Below are 19,764 nucleotides of genomic sequence, written 5' to 3'. Positions count from 1 at the left end.
TGTAGTACCTCCTAAAATCATATAGCGTAAGTTTAATTAGATTTGATGTTGTATTTTGGACAACTGAAGCTCTTTCCAGCGAATTAGAATTTCTTCAAGATGAGCGGTCTGGCGCGGTGTGAACGACTTTATCTCAAATGATTCAGCGATAATATCTCTTGCTTCATTAATATCAGTTAGGCTTCCCGTGCTAATCATCTGCACCACTAGATTACCAAGTGCTGTGGATTCCGTTGGGCCAGCCTTAACTTCTCTGCCTATAACATCAGCAGTCAGTTGGCATAACAGGCTGTTGTTAGCACCTCCACCCACAATTTGCAGAACCTCGATCCGGCTTTCTATTAATTCTTCTAGTTCTTCCAAGTAAGTAAGGTACGTTAATGCCAAGCTGTCAAAAATAGAGCGAGCCAACTGACCTGGCGTCTCAGGAACAGGCTGCCCGCTCTCTGCGCAGGCATTACGAATCTCTTCTATCATATTTGAAGGATTGAGAAATCTTGGATCATTACAGGAGATCAGGCTCCGGAAGCCTTCTTCTCCATGTGCAAGCTCTGTTAGTTCCGCAAAGCTATAACGATCGTCCATTAGCCTGCGAACCTCTTGGATGAGCCAAAGGCCCATAACATTTTTGAGGAATCTATAGGTTCCGTATGCGCCCCATTCATTGGTGTAATTGGCCTTCATGGCCATCATAGAATTGAGTGGCTGAGTTCGTTCAACACCGAGCAATGACCATGTTCCACTGCTGATATACGCGGAGTCCCTTTGAAGAGGGGCACCCAGCACTGCAGAAGCTGTATCATGTGTGGCTACACAGATCAGTTGGCAATCCGGAAGATCATATTCCTGAAATAGTGCTTCATCGAGGGGGCCAATAATTACTCCAGGTTCAGTCAATGTAGCGAATTGATCTCTTTTAATATTCAGAAAATCCAACAGGTCATTATCGAAATCTCGACTCTCTAGATTCAATAGCTGAGTTGAAGATGCATTAGTAACCTCATTGATCTTGCACCCCGTTAATCTGAAATACAGATAATCAGGCACGAGTAAAATTTGATCCGCTTGGGCTATTTCTTCTTCACTGTGAACATAAAGCTGATACAACGTATTAAAAGATAACTGTTGAATACCAGTCTTTTCATATATAGTTTGAGGAGAAATATGCTTAGCTACCTCATCCATAGCCTTATCGGTTCTACGATCACGATAAGCGTAAACCTCTTGAATACGTGTTCCCTCTGCATCCACAAGAACATAATCTACAGCCCATGTATCTATCCCCAGCGTACACGCTGTAATGCCTTGCCCCTTAGCTTTCTGAAGCCCTATAATAATCTGCTCGAATAAATAATCTATGTCCCAGAAATAAGAATCCTCTTGTTCTACAAAACGATTGCTAAACCGATGAAGCTCCTCTAAGGTGAGGACGCCCTCTTGCAGTATTCCGCGTACTAACCGCCCACTAGAGGCACCAATATCCACGGCGATATGATTATTCATAAAGAATCTCCTAAAGTAAGGGATGAATTATAGTATTTTTTTGAATAGTGCAATGACTTCTTCCTTCGTAGGAATAAAAGGATTACCCGGTGCACAAGCGTCCTTCATGGAGTTCTCTGGCTAAAAGATCAAGATCGACCTCATCTACTCCAAGCTGATGCACCATCGCATGCAAATAACCAAGTCCGCCTAGGAAAAATGCATACACCATTTACTCACGAATATTGATCGGGTGAAACGTAAAACACATGTGTGCTCATTTCTTGACCAGCCTCCTAATGTTAATTCATCAACACCAAGTTTAATCACTTTACTCTGCATTCTAGAGCGCAGTATTCCGGCTGCTGCGCCTCAGGCTGGCCTCTGAATAGCAGCTGGGCCGGCCTTGCATCACACTAACTCGACTAATCTCTAAGGGAATTATTTCCTTCTTCATCGTATGCCCCTAAATCTTTGTTGTCAACATTTTAAATATAATTTATGTTGTTTTTGTTTGTTTTATATCTGTTTTGTGAATATTATTGGAAAGTACAGATGTTTTTACGTTGTTTTCATTGCAAAACACAGATATTTAGCGCTATGATTGTAAAATATAGCTTTGGAAAGGTGATTCCTATGCTTGCAGCCGAAAGACGTAAAAAAATTATAGATCTCGTCCATCAAGATAAACGGGTACTGGTCTCTGATTTGAGCCGGATGTTTGAAGTTACAGAAGAGACGATACGCAGAGATTTGGAGAAGCTTGAGAAGGATGGCATCCTTAGTCGTACCTATGGCGGTGCTATGCTGAATCGTCATACGAATGAGGATCTGCCTTTTGTTACACGAAATGCCTTGAATACAGATATTAAACGGGGAATCGCCTTGAAGGCACTCGATTTAATCAATGATGGAGATACATTAATGGTAGATCCAAGCTCTACAGCCTTTGAGTTTCTAAAATTGCTCGGCAACAAAAACAATTTAACCATCATCACAAACTCCATTAATATTTTGCATGTGTTCTCGAATTCAGGAATGGATATCATCTCTACCGGCGGGTCACTTCGCTACCGGTCATTATCGCTGGTGGGACCCGTAGCCCATGACACCATTCAAAGATACAATGTGGATACTGCGGTCATCAGTTGTAAAGGAATGGATATGGAACGAGGCATCACAGATTCCAACGAACCGGAGTGTGAGCTTAAGAAGTTCATGCTGCGGCAAGCGAACAAGGTCGTGCTCCTGGCGGATCACACCAAATTCGATAAGACTGCTTTTACGAAGCTGGTTGAGCTTGGCCAAATTGATTTCTTGATCACGGACCGTAAGCCTTCTGAAGCTTGGCTGAAACGTCTGAACGAGGACAATATTGAGGTTCTCTATTAACATAGGTAATAACATACTGAGCCTAATTTAACAAATGCCGTTCCCATTGCGCTATGGGTGACGGCATTTGTTGTATTTTTCAGCCTTATCTTTCTGTAGAAACCTGAGAAATTGATATTACATCTATGGAAGAATGAATAGGATCTGCCTGCTTTACTTGTGTAGAAGCCTTCTTCCTACAGATGTAAACAAGCGCTGGCGGGAAATTTAACAGCACCCATTTAACACTCACTATATCAAAATGTTGCATTAATTCCTTCTTCATTTGAGGAAAATATTCAAAAGTGATGAACCAGCCACTCTCTTTTAAAGAAGAGATGATTTGTTCAAAGTAAAGCGTTCGATCTGAGGCTGAGAAATTCCTAAAAGACAAACTGCTCACGATGCAGTCTAACTTCTCTAACCTTCTATTATGAAGTGCAAGCCTTAGCCGCAGGCAATCGTTTAGAAAAATACGGCCAGGAAATTTAAGTCTTAGTTGATGACGAAAATCAGGATCCTTCTCAAACAGGAGCACATTCATCCCGGTCTCTTCCCTGCTTGGAATAAATCTTGTGATGGCTCCAGTGCCCGCACCCAGCTCAGCTATGTTATGCATTTCTTGCCACGGAAGGATGTCGAGCATCGTTTTTGCCAGCCAGCGTGAACTGGGAGTAACGCTTCCTAATTGTCGGGGCGCATGCAGAAATTTATACAGAAAATGAATTCTTTCTCGAATTCCGTTTCGCATGTCAACTCCCCCTTATCGTAATTTCCCCATCTAACTCTAAAATATGTTAAAAGGATTAAAGTCGTACTCGATCTATTCTCTCCATTTATTAATTTTTGCAAAACAAAAGCCCAAATTTCACCGCAGAATGAATTGCGAGGAAATTCGGGCTAATGATTAACATTAATTACTTCGTTTCAACGGCATGTCCACCAAATTCATTCCGGAGTGCAGCCACTACTTTACCAGTGAAGGTATCGGTCTCAAGTGAACGGTAGCGCATTAATAACGCCATCGCGATCACTGGTGTTGCAGCTTGCAGATCAAATGCGGTTTCGAGGGTCCATCTGCCTTCTCCGGAGGAGTGCATAATCCCTTTGATCTCATCCAATTTAGCATCTTTCGAGAACGCACGTTCAACCAGTTCCATCAGCCAAGAACGGATAACAGATCCATGATTCCACACCCGGGCGACTTCCTCAAAGTTGTAATCAAACTCACTCTTCTCCAGCACCTCAAAGCCTTCACCGATGGCAGCCATCATGCCGTATTCGATACCGTTATGCACCATTTTCAGAAAATGGCCGCTACCAGCTTTACCGGCATATAAAAAGCCGCTTTCCACAGCCGTATCACGGAAGATGGGCTCCACAACCTCCCAAGCTTCAGGATCTCCACCAACCATGTAACAAGCGCCGTTCCGCGCGCCTTCCATTCCTCCTGAGGTACCTGCATCCATAAAGCTGATTCCGTATTCTTTCAATTGCTCATAACGGCGAATGGATTCCTTATAATGGGAATTCCCCGCTTCTATGACGATATCTCCTTTGGATAACAAAGGTGTGATCTCAGCGATGACAGAGTCCACAACCTGATGTGGTACCATAATCCAAATGATTCTAGGCGTTTCCAATTGTTGTACCAGTTCAGTAAGTGTCACTGCTCCTTTAGCGCCCTTTGCTTTCATTTCCTCCACAGCAGGTGCATTCAAATCAAATGCGACAACCTCATGCCCATGATCCAGCAAATTCTGGCCCAAATTAAAGCCCATTTTTCCTAATCCAACTAATCCTACTTTCATGTAATTCCCCTCCGATATATAGCTTCTTGTGATGTAATTTCTCCAAATTTGGTAAAAAAAACAGGCAGGGGCTTACGCCCCTGGCCGTATAGATTCTTGCGTTGCTGCAACTTCAGCTTGAGCAGACGTAACTTCTGTCTCCTGATCTGCCTCATCGAACCACCAGCGATCTTCACCCAATAGCTCCATAGCCGCATCTGGACCATATGATCCTGACGCATAAGTGTGAAGTGGCATAAGCCCCTCTTCCATCGCTTCCTGAATAGGTGTAACCCACTGCCATGACAGCTCTACTTCTCTCCAGTGAGCGAAGAAGGTAGCATCTCCACGAAGTGCATCGAAGATTAGATTCTCGTAGGCTTCCGGAACATCTGAGGTACCCGCTTCATAAGTCGCGCGGACAGGCTCAAGCTTTCCTTTTTGCAGCTGATCTTTCGTGTTAAGCTGTAGCGTTATGGCTTCATTCGGTCCAATCTCGATAATTAGTAAATTCGGTACGTCATTTCCTTTATTCAAGTTATTACTATCATTAAACGGTTCTTTAAACTCAATAACAATACGTGTGGATTTCTCCTTCATTCTCTTCCCAGTACGAACATAGAAAGGTACATCATTCCATAGCGGATCATCTATAAATAAACGCGCTGCGATAAACGTCTCATTTTGCGAGGATTGATTAATTCCCGGCTCATTCAAATAACCTGTTACAGCATTCCCTTTAATTTCACCCTCTGCATATTGTCCACGGACAACATGTTTATTAACCTCATCTTTGCTAATTGGAATGAGATGTTCCATGACGTATATTTTCTTCCCACGGATTTCTTCAGGTGTACTGCCTTTAGGAAGCTGCATTGCCATCATCATCATCAACTGCAGCATATGGTTCTGGAACATATCACGAAGTGCACCAGCTTTATCATAATATCCTGCCCGTTCTTCAACGCCGACAGTCTCACTCGCTGTAATTTGAACATTCGCGATATATCTATTTTTCCACAGTGCTCTTAGCACTGGATTAGAATACTTCAGAACCTCCAAATTCTGGACCATCGGTTTACCCAGGAAGTGGTCAATACGGAAGATTTCTTCTTCAGTAAATACGGCATTCAAGCTATCATTCAGTTCTCTTGCTGATTTTAAATCTGTGCCAAAAGGCTTCTCAATAATCAGACGCTTCCAGCCTTTCGTGGAACCCAGACCGCTTGAGTGAATATTAGCAGCGATTTCCTTGAAGAACTCAGGACCCACAGACAAATAGAACATCCGATTCTCTGGAATATTGAACAACTGCTCGCGACGTTTAACATGCTCCAGGAGCTTCAAGTAATCTTCGGTATTCCCCACATCTAGAACACTATATTCAAAAGCTTCCAAGAACACCTGCAATTGCGGTGAGTCAACCGCTGGTTGTCTGGAAAAAGTCTGTAAGGATTGCAGAACTTGCTTACGGAAGGCTTCATTCGAAACTTCTCTTCTTCCTAATCCAATCACAGAAAGAGGACCTGAAATTTGACCATCTAAAAAGAGGTTATATAGTGCAGGATAGATTTTACGTTTTGCCAAATCTCCTGTAGCGCCGAATAGCACAAATGTTGATGATTCCACTTTCATTCCTCCTGTTGTTATATATTATTTATATACTTACTTTTAATTACTAACATACTCAGTAGAATCAATCATACGACTGATATTTTCATACGTCAACCTCATTTCGACATTTACGAAAAGTTATTATTTTCACAAAGCTGTGAATTGGAAATTATGATTAATGTCACAAAGAAAATAGTATGGGATCATTCGCATTAAATTACTCGGATATTCACGTTGATTAAAGAAAAATTCCAATCCCAGTGCGGCTTTAACAAACTTGAATCCTCTCCCTCCGGTTTAAAATCCATCACAACAGCCAATTAGTAACAAGAATAAAATTTCCAGTCGTCAACTTTACTCACGCTCCCTTGTATCTTTAAACTAACTTCAAGTAATTGATCATTTTAAAATGGACGACGTCAATAAAATATTACAAATCGATCTTGCTTTATCTCAACTTAGATTTTCAAGCATAAAAAAGGTCCTCTTCGAGGAAGATTATCAGAGTATGCTTCCGAGAGATGATAAGAGCTAAACAGTCCGATTTCTCTCAAAAAATGCACAAACTAGACCAATAGTTGCAAAGCAGTCCGTTACGTCAACTCGTGCTGATCTCCTTGGTTGAATCGGACGCAGAAGCCCTTAACTCCTTGCTTGAGACCCACTCATGTTGGACGGCTACCCCCTTATTCACCCTGCCTCTTGTTTAAGGCCAGTATATTAAGTGTTATAATTAAAGAACGCATGAATAGCCATTCAGTTCACGAAAGGAAGGAGATTTTTTCATGAATATGAAACAATGGGATCGAATTCGGACGGGACAGGGATTTATAGCTGCTTTGGACCAAAGTGGTGGAAGTACACCTAAAGCGCTGCTGCAATATGGCATTACAGAGGACAGCTACTCCAATGAAGATCAAATGTATGCAATGGTTCACGAGATGCGAACGCGCATTATCAAGAGCCCTGCATTTGATTCGAAGTATATACTGGGTGCCATCTTATTCGAGAACACAATGGACCGTCTCATCGACGGAAAATATACTGCTGATTATCTGTGGGAGGAAAAAGGCATTGTGCCCTTTTTGAAAATCGATAAAGGACTTGCCGAACCAGAAAACGGGGTACAGCTCATGAAGCCAATTCCCGGCTTAAGTGATCTTCTGAAGCGGGCCAACGAACGGAGTATCTTTGGAACGAAAATGCGCTCGGTGATTAAAGAAGCCAATCCTTCCGGCATCAAAAAAGTGGTTGAACAGCAATTTGAAGTCGGCAAGCAAATTTTAGAAGCGGGACTGGTCCCGATTATCGAACCTGAGGTTGATATCCATTCTGATGATAAAACAGCGTCCGAAAAGCTGTTAAAAGAAGAACTTTCAGCTCAATTGTCTAAGCTGGGCAAAGATGTGAAGGTCATGCTTAAGCTCTCCATCCCCACGGAGAATAACTTCTATCGTGAATTAATGGATGATCCTCACGTTTTAAGAATTGTCGCTTTGTCCGGCGGTTACACACAAGCAGAGGCCAACGATAAACTCGCCCGTAATCAAGGATTAATCGCCAGCTTCTCGCGTGCGTTATCGCAAGGACTAAGCGCCGGGCAGTCAGACGAAGAGTTTAACGCGCTCCTCTCCAAATCTGTAGAAGCGATATATGCTGCCTCTATTCAATAAGCAGCTCTTCTCTTCGTGAAGATGCCAGACACATAAAAGGGCTGTTTCCTTGGCAGGTGAATGCCTGCCAGGAAACAGCCCTTTCATTTGGATTTACTTTTTTAAAGCTAGTGCTCTCAGAATAATAGTTGCTGCTTCAGCACGAGTAGTACTGCCTTGTGGCTTCAATGTTCCATCTGTATAACCCTTAAGAAGTCCTTCAGCTATTGCTGCGCCCAGCGCAGGACGAGCCCAGGCGGAGACCTTGGCGCCGTCCGAGAAGTTCACACTCATCTCTGCTTCTGAGAGGTGCGCTGCGCGAACGACAATTGCAGCTACCTGCTCACGAGTAACCATCTCGTCTGGTCCAAAGTTACCATCGTTATAGCCATTAACAACACCGAGGGCCGATGCAGTTGCAATGGCTTCATTAGCCCAATGCGTCTTCGTGTCTCCAAACACTTTGCCCACTTCAGCCTGAAGCTGGAAGGCTTTGACGATTATCGTTACGAATTCGGCTCTTGTAATCTTACTATCTGGTTTAAAAGTATTGTCCGGATAGCCATTAATCGCACCGAGTTTAACCAGATCTCTGATGCTCGCTTCAGCCCAATGTCCCTTCATATCAACAAAATTCACATCCTGTGAAGGGGTGGGTGCCACTATTTTATCAGAGACCAGAACAGCAAATTTCGTAAAATGCGTAACTGTTCCCGACACCGTTCCACTTTCCAGATCCAGTTGCAGATTATCCAGCTTCACCCACTTTTTCGTCTGCTCGTTCAACCAGTACAACCCTACATCGGATTTGTTAAAGTCCACTTTCTGCTTATCAAAAGGTAGTGTAATTGTGATCGCTTTAGCAAAATCCCCTTCCACATTCTTGATGATCTCATAAATATCACCCAGCAATTTCAATTCTACTTCAGTGAAAAGGTTCGAGATATCACTTAGTTTAGTTACTGTTACCGTAAATCCTTTATCCTTTGCCCCAGCCGGAACATTAATTTCTATCCCGTTCAAAGACAGTACACCACCATTTACTGTGACTGTTCCGCTATTGACCGAAGGATTAACATGATTCGTCCCTCCTGTCGAGGTCGACGGATTAGAAGGCTCCGTTGGTAGCGTTGTAACAGCTTCAGCTCGGATCACAGTCAAAGAGTACGTCTTGCGGATACCGTCTGATGATGTCACTATAATCGGAATAACATTGCTGCCAACATTCAAACTAATCGCTTCACTGGTTTGTCCATTCACTGCCGGAGTACCATTTATAGTAAAGGCAGCAGAGCTGTCATATACACTTGCTGTTACCGTAATGCTGGACACTTCATTGCCCACTTTAGAAGTATAGTCTGTTACCTCTGGTTTAAAGGCCGGGTTCAGCGTACCCTTAGACAGCATCAGAGCACTTAAATCCATGTCATGACTGGCTGCTTCCTCAGCTCCTCTTACAACGTCTACGTTGTAGGTTTTACTCGTGCCATCGACCGCGGTCACCACAACCGGAATGTTGTTGCTTCCAACCTCTAGATGAATCATGTCACTGAGCTGGCCGCTTGTGGACGGTTTACCATTCACCGTAAGTGTGGCTGAGCTATCGTACACACTAGCTGTTACCGTAATGCCTGTTACTTCCTTATTCACATGCACCGAATACTCGGTGGTTTCTGAAGCAAATGAAGGGTCCAATGTGCCGCTAGATAATGTAAGAGCACTCAAGTCTGTAACACCTTTCACTTCTTCTGCCTTAGATCTTGTCACGATCACGGTATAAGTCTTGGTAGAGCCGTCCCGCGCCATCACTGTGAATGGGATTTCATTCGTTCCAACTGAAAGCTCAAATGAAATTCCGGTTCCGTTGCTATAGGGTTGTCCTTGGGCAGTCAACTCCGCTTTGTCATCGGTAGCCTTCGCCATTAGTTCAATAGAATCGACGGAGTGTTCTACCTTAACTGCATACTGGGTGATACCGGTAGCGAATGACGGGAATAACGTACCTGTCTGAACAGTCAAATCATTCAGTGTCGAGACATCAATGAGCTTGCCTGCCAGCATATCGCTTTGGACTAATGCAAAATCCGCTACCGCTTGGTGTGAATAATCCTCGGCAGCATTCAGAATGAAGCTCTTAAGATCGTTCCAGACTGGAAGTACATCCATCACAAAACGCTCTTCAAATTTGTAGTTCAATGCTTCGGATACTTTGTCTAGACGAGAATCCGAATAAGCATAGGCTTTTGCCGCATCTATTAAATATTGCTCCAATTCATCTTTATTTTTGAATGGCTTATCTGTGTAATCTCCTTTATATGGCGAGACTTCCCGGATCAGATAAGAACGGTTCGCAGCTTCGACTACACCCAGATAAATATCAGGGTCTACCGCTGTCTTGATATAAGCGTCTTTGGAGATGTACGCACTGGTATTCTGTTCCTTCACATCAAGCAGGATGTCATCCGTGTTCGCCACGCTTCGACCTTCGATCAGCACGTTATAGCGTTCAACACCGATGCTGCCTATCCCTTGGTGGATACGGCGCGCGATGTCCTTGATGGTGAAATAAGCCTCAAATTGCTCGTCGGTTAGGTTCGGGAAATTCCCTCTGACCTGAGTCTTATAATTTTCCCAATCTGCACGCAAGGATGTCATTTCAGCCTCAGTTGCAAGTTCAAACTTATCCGAATTGCCGGCGATGTTAATTTTTCCGTTCAAGGTGCGTTTACCTAATAGTTTTTGCAGTGCCTCAGGGTAAGACACCTTGGAGACACTGTCCATTACGTTTTTCGTGTAAGGCGTGACATTGCTTTTGGTCAACTTGGTAGTCTTCTTACTATTGTCATTATTAATTTCTACTAGAGTATCTTTATACGTTTCCAAGAATTTATCAGATACTTCACGGAAATCAGCGTCCTGTAAATTTAAGATGCCAGAACTGTCTTTATCATATTTCACGACGTAAACACTTGTCACAAAACGAACCAAATCGTTATAGAAGCTTCCAATTCCCGCAGAATCCACATCATTCAGACTAAATACCATCGTTTCTGTGCTGTCATTAAAGGTTCCCACATTCTGAATATGGGCATCACCTTGTGTGTAGGTTTGAATATCTTTGTCTTTCCACCCTGCGATAACCGAATCGGGAGATGGAATGAGATGATTCGCCTGATCGGACTTGAACAATGAATTCGCACCCCGTAAAAAAGTATAAGCATTAGCTCCCATCGCATTACTTCCATATTTATATGCTTTAGTAACCGGATCATTAAATCCGGTATTGTCCGCTATAATTCTTTGTTCAACCACTTGCTTTCGAGCTTCGTCAGAAATAACCGGTTGACTATACCGGAGTAATAAGATTCCGATCCCATCGGATTCTACCCAACCACTATCCTGTACTGCCTGCGGCTTCAAAGTCACATTAAGCGGCACAGTGTCCATAACCGGTAATGTTGCTGCACCAGAGATGGCGATAGTGATCGTATTACTGCTGCTTTGTCCTTCAGCCGTAAGCTTCCAATCTCCGGCAGGAAGCCCCTCCACGCTGTAAGCATTTGCACTTAGGGAGCCATCAACAGCAACACCTGCATTAACCTTCAACCGCAGAAGTGCGTTTACATTCTTCGCGCTGCTCATAGGGATCGTAGAGGAATCTGGAACAGCTACAATTTTATTGGAAGGCGTAAACTTAACCAAGGTCACTGTATTGGTCTTTTGATAAACACTCACTGGTTCAGTTGGCTTGTTGGCCTGATTCCATGCCCCAGGAAGAATATTAAACGTAAGATTGGCATCAGAATCTAAATCTAAATTGCCAGAGCCATTTCCAGAAATCGTAATAGTGATTTGATCCCCACTAGCGGCTGCCGTTGCAGATAAACCTGCCGGAAGACCGAATACGTTGAAATCAGCCGAAGCCCATACTCCCTGTTTTAGAACAGCATTGAAGGCTTTCAGAATAATAGTATTATGATCTGAATCTACGGCAGAGCTGGACTTCATCTGTACAGTCTGATTATTCTCCACAACAGCATAAGCCGCCGGGCTGCTGGAATTCCGGGCCTTTGCGCCTTTGACTTTTTCAAAGTCCTTTCCGTTGTTCTTCGTATCCCAGTTGTTTCCGCTATTCGGGAAGGATGCCGAAGTCTGGTAGGTCACAGGCTCCAATGGATCGAACACTAAGCGCTGCATCGTATTTTGCTTGCCAGCCTGCGGCGCTGGACTTCCCCAAAAAGCATCTACCGCATCGTAGCCAACGAAATCCACGACATTATCCTTTAGCGAATCTTTCATCGGATCATTGTCGGTTAGTTTTTGGTTCGTATTTAATAGGGCTAGCTTACCGCTGTTATTCCCTAGTTTAAAAGAACTCTCCACGGCATCCGCTTGTGGCAATTCAGCTCCGACACTTCCGTTGCTGCCAAGCGCTACCAAATAATAGCCGTAAGCAGGAATCTGTGCTGTCGGTGCGCCTAAATTTGCTATCTTCCAGTTGTTTTTCTGGTTATCAGCGAATTGTATAGACCAGCCGTTTAATGAAACAGGCTTCGACGTAGGATTAAATAATTCAACAAAGTCGCTTGAGTACACATCGAGAACATCGTCTTTTTTCCCTCCATAAAAATGGCTGATTACTATGTTCTCCGCCAGATTATCGGTGTTCGCCGATTCTGCGGCCGCATAGCCCGTCCCCGACAGAACCCATAAGGATTGCACCACCATTGCTGTCACAAGGGCGACAGAAATCCAGCGCTGAACTATTTTTTTCAAATTGATTGACCCCTCTCCCATTTCAAAATTCAGATCATTATATCAACTGAATGTCATAGGAACGTAAAACGAAATGCATGATTAGATATTTTATCTCACGCAAAAAAGGGCTTCACCACGCCTACAGGCAAGGTAAATCCCTAAATCCACTAACATTTTGGTTATCTTAAAACCTGTATCTTATACTTCCATCAGTGCCGCTGCACCCTCCAGCAGCATCAAGCCGCTGAGCTGGGCGCTCAGCTGAACCGGAAGATCCGGTTTCACTTCCCACGATGGACTACAAAGACCTAACTGTTTATCCAGCCCCACTTCCCATAAGCGGTTAGCATTGGCCATTATTACCTCATGAATGCGGGCTGCCTCAGGAGATTGTTTACACAACTGTACGAAGTAGCGGATCAGAATCCCTTTAAACAACCCTGTATCATCAATCCCTTCATCAGGAAGCATCAGTGTATCCTTATTGCATAGACGTTCTATACAAGCCTCAGCGGTTCGATTCGCATCTTCCAAGTAGCGGGCGTCACCCGTATTCTTATAGAGCTCAAGGCCAGCACCTAGAAACACACCTTGACAATACGTGAACTCCCAGTCGAAATCGATTTGTCCGTCCCCAAGTCTGTTCATGCCATCCCACACAAAACCTGTAGCCGGATCAACCAAATTCATCTGGTTCCATTCATAAATGCGGAGTGCCCACTCCAGATCTTCCTGTTTATGACAAAGTTCATATAAACGGGCGGCTAGAATGGCAGCGGGCGCATTGGCAGGCGTATTTTTATAGTCGAGCTGATCCTTCTTCCACGCCATTCCCCCACCGAGCTTATCGTTCCAAGCGGTTTTTATATCCGCCCACAGATCAAGTACAGCGCTTAAATAAGCTTCATCACCCGAGACTCTATGAGCACGCAACAACGCCAATGCGGTCCATTCCATATCATCATAATAATTATGCAAGAACGTCCCACCGTTATAGACTTGAAGACTTTGACTGAGCTCTTTAATTCTCAAGGAATAAGCAGGATCTCCGCTGCGCTCATAACCATCCACAAGAATATCAATGACATGCGCCTGCCACCAATAATAAAAATTCTCGCCCTCAACGTTATACGCTCTGGGATACCATTGGTTCATGATACCCGTCTCAGCATTATAATAATTACGCTCTATACATTGTTGGAACCATTCCGCCCGTTCCTTCCAGTTGATCATCTCCAGCGTTTCCTTCGGTTGTGTCATAAATAGATCACCTCAGACCTGTTCCTTAGTCAATTCGCTCATTTTCTCCAGTAACTTGATCGCACTGAGTTGGGAACTTAGCTGGATGACACCATTGGATGCCGAAGTCCAATCTGTACCGAACAAGACTGCGTCAACGGACTTCCCTTGTTCCCAGAGACATTCAGCATTTGTACGCAGGAAATCAACAGCTTCAACTGCTGTAAAGTCCATCTTGACCCATTCTGCTGTATAGCGGATCAAGATCCCTTTAAACAGTCCTGCGTCACCATTCCCTTCGTCAGGAAGAACACCGCCCTCAGGTTCAGCGAGCTCACGGGCAGCAGAAGTAAAGGTTTGGCGAGCATCATCCAAATAACCCTGCCCTTTAGTGATACGATACAGCTCTACTGCTGCACCAATATAGACACCTTGGTTGTAGGAGTATTTCCAATCCTTATCAATCAAGCCATCGCCGGTTCGATTCATGCCATCCCATACAAATCCCGTCTCCAGGTCTACGAGATGCCCTTTTTGCCAGTTGTATATTTTTAGCGCCCAGTCGAAATCCTCAGCTTCTCCAAAAGCTTGATACAACCGCGCTGCAAGAATAGCAGCAGGTGCGTTGGCAGGTGTATTTTTATAATCTAACTGTGTCTTCTGCCAAGCGATCCCACCACCCATATGCTCATTCCAGCCGGTCTGGATATCTTTCCATAGAAGAAGGGTTGTTACTTTATAAACTTCTAGTCCTGTTGCCTCATATGCACGCAGCCATGCAAGAGCCATCCATTCCATATCATCATACAGCTCATTAGGCCACACTCCCCCATTCCGCTTAAGAAGACCTGTGTGAAGCGCAGCAAGCCTTTCGGCGTACCGTTTCTCTCCAGTTCGCAGTAATCCATCTACGAGTACATCCACGGCATGAGCCATCCACCAATAATGAAAAATCGTATTGCATGCTCCGTTTGGACATGGTGTTTCGATATTATACATTTTGATTGCTTCATTCCAGAATAACGTATCCAACGCTTCCTGCGCTTGATTCGCCCGTTCCTCCCAAACCCCAATCTCCAATTTGTTCATTTAGACGCTCTCCCTATTCCGATCTTATAGACCTGTCATTTTGTCGAGATTCAAATAGTTATTATTGCCCTTGGCCGTATCATAGCCGATCTCAATCGAATTATAGCCAGCGTTCAAAGGTACATTCAGCGTGACCGTATTCCAATTACTCCAGCCGCCTGTGCTTGTAAAAATCAAATTATTACTTATGACCGTTCCGTTCACTTTGACATACCGTCCAGCATTCCCAGCTCCTGCTGCATAACGGAAGCTAATTGTCCGCGTACTTGCACTGTTCTGATTCACATGGAATTCTATCCGCGTATTATTGGTGTTCCAACCCGCCGTATAACCTCTTCCAGTAAATCCTGGCTGTGAGGATTCATTATTGATGCCATATAATCTTGCATTCTCAGCCTCATAAATGCCATTCCCAGCTATAGGCCCGGTGTAATTATCCGCAGGGACAAGCTGTAGAATAGACGCGCCTGCTCCCGCAGCGATACTCTGGATGTAACCACTCCGAGCGGGTGCAGTCCAGTCACTGTCAATAATGCCATCCGATGCCCGGCGATGATTAAAAGCCTGTGTAGCGTTTTGCTGCAAAAAGTTTAAGTAGGATGTGTTACCTGTGGCTAATCTCAACTGGTTCAAATTGCGGGCGAATACCATTTTAAAGCCCGGCGAATCGTTCTCGCCCTCGTACATCAAGGAATAAGAAAGCGTCATCTTATCCATCACATAAGCTGCGGCGGTATGTGCATCGGTCAAGTAAGAACTAGTCCCTGTCGCCTGATTCATCGCCAGAGCAGCCCCCAAGAAAGTTCCATAGTTATAGGTAAAATCCCAGTCCACGACCGTTCCCGAACCACTGCCTTCCACATGATCATTCACTTTACTTCCGTTAACAAGCCTGCTTTTAATCCAGGTGTACATCGTTTGTGCTTTCGATAAGTAATCCGCATTTCCAGTCGCAGTCTTGAGCTTGATGGCTGTCATGATCATCGGAGCGTTTGTAGCCATATTTTTCTGAGGTGAGGTCCCATCTCTCTTCCACCATATCCCGCCACCATAGGTCGAATCCCAATCGCTCCAGATTTGGTCAAATAGAAAAGAGGCTCGGTTGCGGTATTCAGCAGTGCCTGTAATCTCGTAAGCACGCATACAAGCCAAGGCCCACCAACCTAAGTCATCATTGAAATCATTGAGCATCATATCGGGATACTTCGCATTAAATCCAGTATAGATATCATCGATCATCGTTCGATACGTGCTACTGCCCGTTCTCTCATACGCGTCCATGACCGTCTCCCATAACTGGGCCTCCCACCAAAAATCGGTATACAGCCCACCGTTTGGACCACTAGCATGTTCGGAATGAATAAGATGGTCGCTGTTTGTGTAGAAATATTTTGCAGATGCATCATAGAAAGTATTAACAAAGCTATTCATAGCCGTATCGGCATTGGCCGCCGTAAACGCATCCGCTCGCTGATATCCACTAAAAGGGGCAATAAGCAAAACCGCCGCCAACGCGCCACGTGCGAATAACGACGTTTTCTTCAAGGCATTCAACACAAACATCATCTCCCCGATAGGTTATGAAGCCCTTAACCCTTAACCCTTAATCCCGCTGAACGCTATCCCCTGTACAAAATAACGCTGAAGCGCTAAAAACAGCACCAGTATCGGTATGATCGCTACCAACGCTCCAGCCATCATTGGACCATAATCGGTTTGGAAATTATACGAAAAGGCTTGAAGCCCCATTTGAATCGTCGCTTTATCCGGGTCATTCAGCACAATCATTGGCCATAGGAAACTATTCCATCCCGCTTGAAAAGTGAAAATACTTAGGGTAGCAAGTGCAGGTTTCGTCAGCGGCAAGTAAATGCGCCAAAAGATTTTAAATTCTCCACAACCCTCGATTCGGGCCATTTCCATCATGTCACTAGGCAGTGTAAGGAAAAATTGCCGCATAAAGAACACCGCAAAGGTTCCGGAGGCTCCCGGCAGAATAATCCCCCAGAAGGAGTTCATCAATCCGTTTCCACCGTTTCCAAAAATATCATTGCCTCCGAAGAGCGGAAGATGACGCATGACATAAACAGTCGGGATCATCGTCACAATGCCCGGGATCATCATCGCTGCTAGCAACACGCGGAATATCGGTTTATTGAGCTTAAATTTCAGCTTCGCGAACGCGTAACCACTGAGGGAACCGAAGAACAAATTCGCCAGCACACCAGCCACAGCAAGCACAAGTGAATTCCAGAAAAATAGGGCAAACGGAACCGTTGTGAACGCTTTGCGGTAATGCTCAAAGGTTATATGTGATGGAAACCATCGAATCGGCATGGCGAATATTTCTTCGTCCGGCTTCAGGGATGTAAGTACGCTCCAATAAAAGGGAAGGAACATTACAATTGCAATAACAATGCAGGCTATATAATAAATTGATTTACTTATGTTTCTTTTTAGTAGCGATCCTCCGCTATTATCCATACCTTAAACCTCCTTCTCCTCGGCAAGCCCACCCTATACAATGGGCTCTTCCGCCTTTGAGATCCGCATGTTTATTAATGAGAAAATGAGAATAGCCACAGCAAGCACAAATGCCTGTGCCGACGCATATCCCATTTGCAGCTGATTGAAGCCCTGCTGATAGATCAGATAGACTGGAGTCTTCGTCATATTCGCCGGACCTCCCTGCGTTAGCACAAAAGCCTGATCAAATAACTGCAGAGCACCAATAATAGCCATCGTACTGACTAAAAAGGTCGTTGGTCGTAGCTGCGGCCATGTAATATACCGGAAACAATCGAGCTTATTGGCTCCATCTAACCTTGCGGATTCATAAAGATAATCAGGCACGCCTTGCAGACCTGCTAAATAAATAATCATATTCGAACCTACCGACTGCCATAATGTGAGCATGATAATCGACAGCATCGCCGTCCGAGTCTCGGATAACCAAGCGGGTCCAGTTATACCTACATAAGACAACAACCCATTAACTAATCCGAATTCAGGATGTAAAAGCCAAATCCAAACGGTAGCCGCAGCAACTGCGGATGTAAGTGTTGGAAGATAATTCAACGTGCGGAACAATTTCACCCCGCGCCATGTGCGACTAAGCAGAATCGCAAGTAATAACGAAATAATGATATTTAATGGGACGAAAACAATCGAATACAGAAATACATTTTGGAATGTTTTCCACAGCAGACTGTCCTCTAATAATCGACGATAGTTATCAAAACCGATCCAGTCGTTTCTACTGAGCACATCATAGTTAGTGAAACTTAGATATAATGCCATGAACACGGGGATCACCGTGAATACTGTAAACAGCAACACCGTGGGTGTAATGAACAAATAAGCCGTCCGCGCCTGATGTTTTTCAAGTCTTCTGATAGAAGCCATTAGCTCCCCCTCCTAAGCAAAAGGGAGGCAGAACCTCCCCATCGCTTCTAATGTCTTACTTCACTGCCTCATTATCCTTAAGCATCTTGTCGCCCTCTTCTTGAGATTTCTTCAAGGTTTCTTCAATGCTCATCTTGTTTTGCTGATTGAGCTGCAAATTAGGTGCCAACGCATCGGTCTCCATCACAGAATAACCTGGGTGATTTGGACGGACCTTAGCAAACTCCAATGTTTCAAGAAACGGCTGCCATTTGGGATCATCCTTGAAGAACGGATCTTCCATGGACGGCTTAAAGCCCGGCAAATTCAGACTGGTCTTTGCCCAGAGCAGCGCATTATCTTTGTTCGCCGTCCACCATTTGATGAACTCCCATGCCTCATCCTTATGTTTGGAACCTTCTGGAATCACCAGACCAAATCCGCCCATCACACTGCCTTTATCCCCGTTTGGTCCAGCTGGAGGGGGAACGATTCCATAATCTAAATCTTTACCATATTTGTTATAAGTGCTGAGCATCCACGGACCGGAATACAACATAGCAACCTTGCCTGTGACAAAAGCATCCTGCCCTTCCCCAAGTCCAAGCTCGAACCCTACTTTATACACCTTATCTTTGTTCATCAGGCGATCCCAGAACTCTAGCACCTGTTTGCCTTTATCATTGTTAAAATTGGTCTTTCCATCCTCCGTAAGCATGGTGCCGCCAGCCTGTTGAAGATACATATTAAAAAGCCCCAAATCTCCCATAGAGAACCCTGCGGTCTCCAATTTATTACCATTCCATTTAGTCAGTTTAGTAGCTGCTGCTTCTAGCTCATCCCACGTAGTTGGAGGCTGAAGTCCTGCATCTGCAAGCAGTTTTTTATTATAGAAAAGAGCACGAGCATCTACCGTAAGTGGCAACCCGTATAATTTATCAGCATATGAGAGTTCACGAAGCGATTCAGCGTAGAAATCATCTTTGGAAAGGCCGTCACGCGTTAAGTATTCGTCCACTGGATGCAGCACGTTCTTAGGCGCATACAACGAAGTTCTCCAGCGATCCCAAAACAGCACATCTGGAGTACCGCCATTCGTTGCTGAAGTCAGGAATTTCGTAATCATATCCTGCTGTAGCACGTATTTCACATGGATCTTATCCTGCGATTTATTAAAAGCATCCACCATGGTCTCGAATTGCTTCTGCCCTTCTCCGCCCCAGTCACCCCAAAAGGTAAGCTCCGTTTTCTTCCCAACATTACTTCCAGTTTTCCCTGCATTTCCTGTTCCTTTATCGGTTGATCCGTTCGTCCCCCCGCAGCCTGCGATAAGAGATGTAGTCATAACTAGCGCAAGCATGGTAACCAGCCATTTTTTCATGTTC

The 19,764-nt window shown here is 44.4% G+C and carries 13 protein-coding genes and 1 pseudogene; 2 read left to right on the top strand and 12 right to left on the bottom strand.

The features are described 5' to 3' along the window. Positions 1-36: 36 nt before the first annotated feature. Together rhaB and CA600_RS31675 are read right to left on the bottom strand one after the other, a co-directional pair. Positions 37-1,503, bottom strand: a complete 1,467-nt coding sequence (gene rhaB, locus CA600_RS03070) for a rhamnulokinase (protein WP_094868870.1) — start codon at positions 1,501-1,503, stop codon at positions 37-39. Positions 1,504-1,530: 27 nt separating this feature from the next. Next, positions 1,531-1,660 (bottom strand): annotated as a pseudogene (locus CA600_RS31675) (lactaldehyde reductase); the annotation flags it as partial. Positions 1,661-2,118: 458 nt separating this feature from the next. Here CA600_RS31675 and CA600_RS03060 point away from each other — a divergent pair. After that, on the top strand, positions 2,119-2,874 hold the full coding sequence (locus CA600_RS03060; RefSeq protein WP_094868924.1) for a DeoR/GlpR family DNA-binding transcription regulator: 756 nt from the start codon (positions 2,119-2,121) through the stop codon (positions 2,872-2,874). An 85-nt stretch (positions 2,875-2,959) separates the two neighbouring features. Here CA600_RS03060 and CA600_RS03055 read toward each other — a convergent pair whose 3' ends face one another. The 3 genes from CA600_RS03055 to zwf all read right to left on the bottom strand — a co-directional run bounded on the left by CA600_RS03055 (position 2,960) and on the right by zwf (position 6,272). Beyond that, the gene (locus CA600_RS03055) at positions 2,960-3,604 is read right to left on the bottom strand and encodes a class I SAM-dependent methyltransferase (protein WP_179281505.1); all 645 of its coding nucleotides are present in this window, start codon (positions 3,602-3,604) and stop codon (positions 2,960-2,962) included. 166 nt (positions 3,605-3,770) lie between these two features. Continuing rightward, positions 3,771-4,664, bottom strand: coding sequence for a phosphogluconate dehydrogenase (NAD(+)-dependent, decarboxylating) (gene gnd, locus CA600_RS03050; protein ID WP_094868869.1), 894 nt, complete (start codon positions 4,662-4,664; stop codon positions 3,771-3,773). Between the two features lie 72 nt (positions 4,665-4,736). Next, positions 4,737-6,272, bottom strand: a complete 1,536-nt coding sequence (zwf, locus tag CA600_RS03045; RefSeq protein ID WP_094868868.1) for a glucose-6-phosphate dehydrogenase — start codon at positions 6,270-6,272, stop codon at positions 4,737-4,739. Positions 6,273-7,042: 770 nt separating this feature from the next. On the opposite strand from zwf, the gene CA600_RS03040 reads away from it, so the two are divergent. Continuing rightward, positions 7,043-7,930, top strand: coding sequence for a fructose bisphosphate aldolase (locus tag CA600_RS03040; RefSeq protein WP_094868867.1), 888 nt, complete (start codon positions 7,043-7,045; stop codon positions 7,928-7,930). A 93-nt stretch (positions 7,931-8,023) separates the two neighbouring features. Here the strand turns inward: CA600_RS03040 and CA600_RS03035 are convergent, their stop codons facing one another. The 7 genes from CA600_RS03035 to CA600_RS03010 all read right to left on the bottom strand — a co-directional run bounded on the left by CA600_RS03035 (position 8,024) and on the right by CA600_RS03010 (position 19,760). Then, positions 8,024-12,685 (bottom strand): cadherin-like beta sandwich domain-containing protein, encoded by a 4,662-nt coding sequence (locus CA600_RS03035; protein ID WP_179281504.1) that lies wholly within the window; start codon positions 12,683-12,685, stop codon positions 8,024-8,026. 180 nt (positions 12,686-12,865) lie between these two features. Further along, on the bottom strand, positions 12,866-13,927 hold the full coding sequence (locus tag CA600_RS31090; RefSeq protein ID WP_256989701.1) for a glycoside hydrolase family 76 protein: 1,062 nt from the start codon (positions 13,925-13,927) through the stop codon (positions 12,866-12,868). A 12-nt stretch (positions 13,928-13,939) separates the two neighbouring features. Next, positions 13,940-14,995, bottom strand: a complete 1,056-nt coding sequence (locus tag CA600_RS31085) for a glycoside hydrolase family 76 protein (RefSeq protein ID WP_179281503.1) — start codon at positions 14,993-14,995, stop codon at positions 13,940-13,942. Positions 14,996-15,019: 24 nt separating this feature from the next. Further along, positions 15,020-16,552, bottom strand: coding sequence for a glycoside hydrolase family 76 protein (locus CA600_RS03025; RefSeq protein ID WP_179281502.1), 1,533 nt, complete (start codon positions 16,550-16,552; stop codon positions 15,020-15,022). Positions 16,553-16,591: 39 nt separating this feature from the next. After that, the gene (locus CA600_RS03020; RefSeq protein WP_094868864.1) at positions 16,592-17,479 is read right to left on the bottom strand and encodes a carbohydrate ABC transporter permease; all 888 of its coding nucleotides are present in this window, start codon (positions 17,477-17,479) and stop codon (positions 16,592-16,594) included. A 33-nt stretch (positions 17,480-17,512) separates the two neighbouring features. Then, positions 17,513-18,400 carry a carbohydrate ABC transporter permease gene (locus CA600_RS03015; RefSeq protein WP_094868863.1) on the bottom strand — a complete coding sequence of 296 codons (888 nt, stop codon included), beginning with the start codon at positions 18,398-18,400 and terminating at the stop codon, positions 17,513-17,515. Positions 18,401-18,455: 55 nt separating this feature from the next. Further along, complete coding sequence (locus tag CA600_RS03010; RefSeq protein WP_094868862.1) at positions 18,456-19,760, bottom strand: ABC transporter substrate-binding protein; 1,305 nt, start codon at positions 19,758-19,760, stop codon at positions 18,456-18,458. Between the last annotated feature and the right edge of the window lie 4 nt (positions 19,761-19,764).

The sequence above is a fragment of the Paenibacillus sp. VTT E-133280 genome, from assembly GCF_002264385.1.
Classification (GTDB): Bacteria; Bacillota; Bacilli; order Paenibacillales; family Paenibacillaceae; genus Paenibacillus_AQ; species Paenibacillus_AQ nitricinens.
Note: the sequence above shows the minus strand (reverse complement) of the source record. Positions and strands in the feature narration are given on the sequence as shown.

What these genes read in the sequence shown, in the direction of transcription:
- rhaB (WP_094868870.1), bottom strand. Translation starts at nt 1,503, where the DNA reads ATGAATAATCATATCGCCGTGGATATTGGTGCCTCTAGTGGGCGGTTA.
- CA600_RS03060 (WP_094868924.1), top strand. Translation starts at nt 2,119, where the DNA reads ATGCTTGCAGCCGAAAGACGTAAAAAAATTATAGATCTCGTCCATCAA.
- CA600_RS03055 (WP_179281505.1), bottom strand. Translation starts at nt 3,604, where the DNA reads ATGCGAAACGGAATTCGAGAAAGAATTCATTTTCTGTATAAATTTCTG.
- gnd (WP_094868869.1), bottom strand. Translation starts at nt 4,664, where the DNA reads ATGAAAGTAGGATTAGTTGGATTAGGAAAAATGGGCTTTAATTTGGGC.
- CA600_RS03040 (WP_094868867.1), top strand. Translation starts at nt 7,043, where the DNA reads ATGAATATGAAACAATGGGATCGAATTCGGACGGGACAGGGATTTATA.
- CA600_RS31090 (WP_256989701.1), bottom strand. Translation starts at nt 13,927, where the DNA reads ATGACACAACCGAAGGAAACGCTGGAGATGATCAACTGGAAGGAACGG.
- CA600_RS31085 (WP_179281503.1), bottom strand. Translation starts at nt 14,995, where the DNA reads ATGAACAAATTGGAGATTGGGGTTTGGGAGGAACGGGCGAATCAAGCG.
- CA600_RS03020 (WP_094868864.1), bottom strand. Translation starts at nt 17,479, where the DNA reads ATGGATAATAGCGGAGGATCGCTACTAAAAAGAAACATAAGTAAATCA.
- CA600_RS03015 (WP_094868863.1), bottom strand. Translation starts at nt 18,400, where the DNA reads ATGGCTTCTATCAGAAGACTTGAAAAACATCAGGCGCGGACGGCTTAT.
- CA600_RS03010 (WP_094868862.1), bottom strand. Translation starts at nt 19,760, where the DNA reads ATGAAAAAATGGCTGGTTACCATGCTTGCGCTAGTTATGACTACATCT.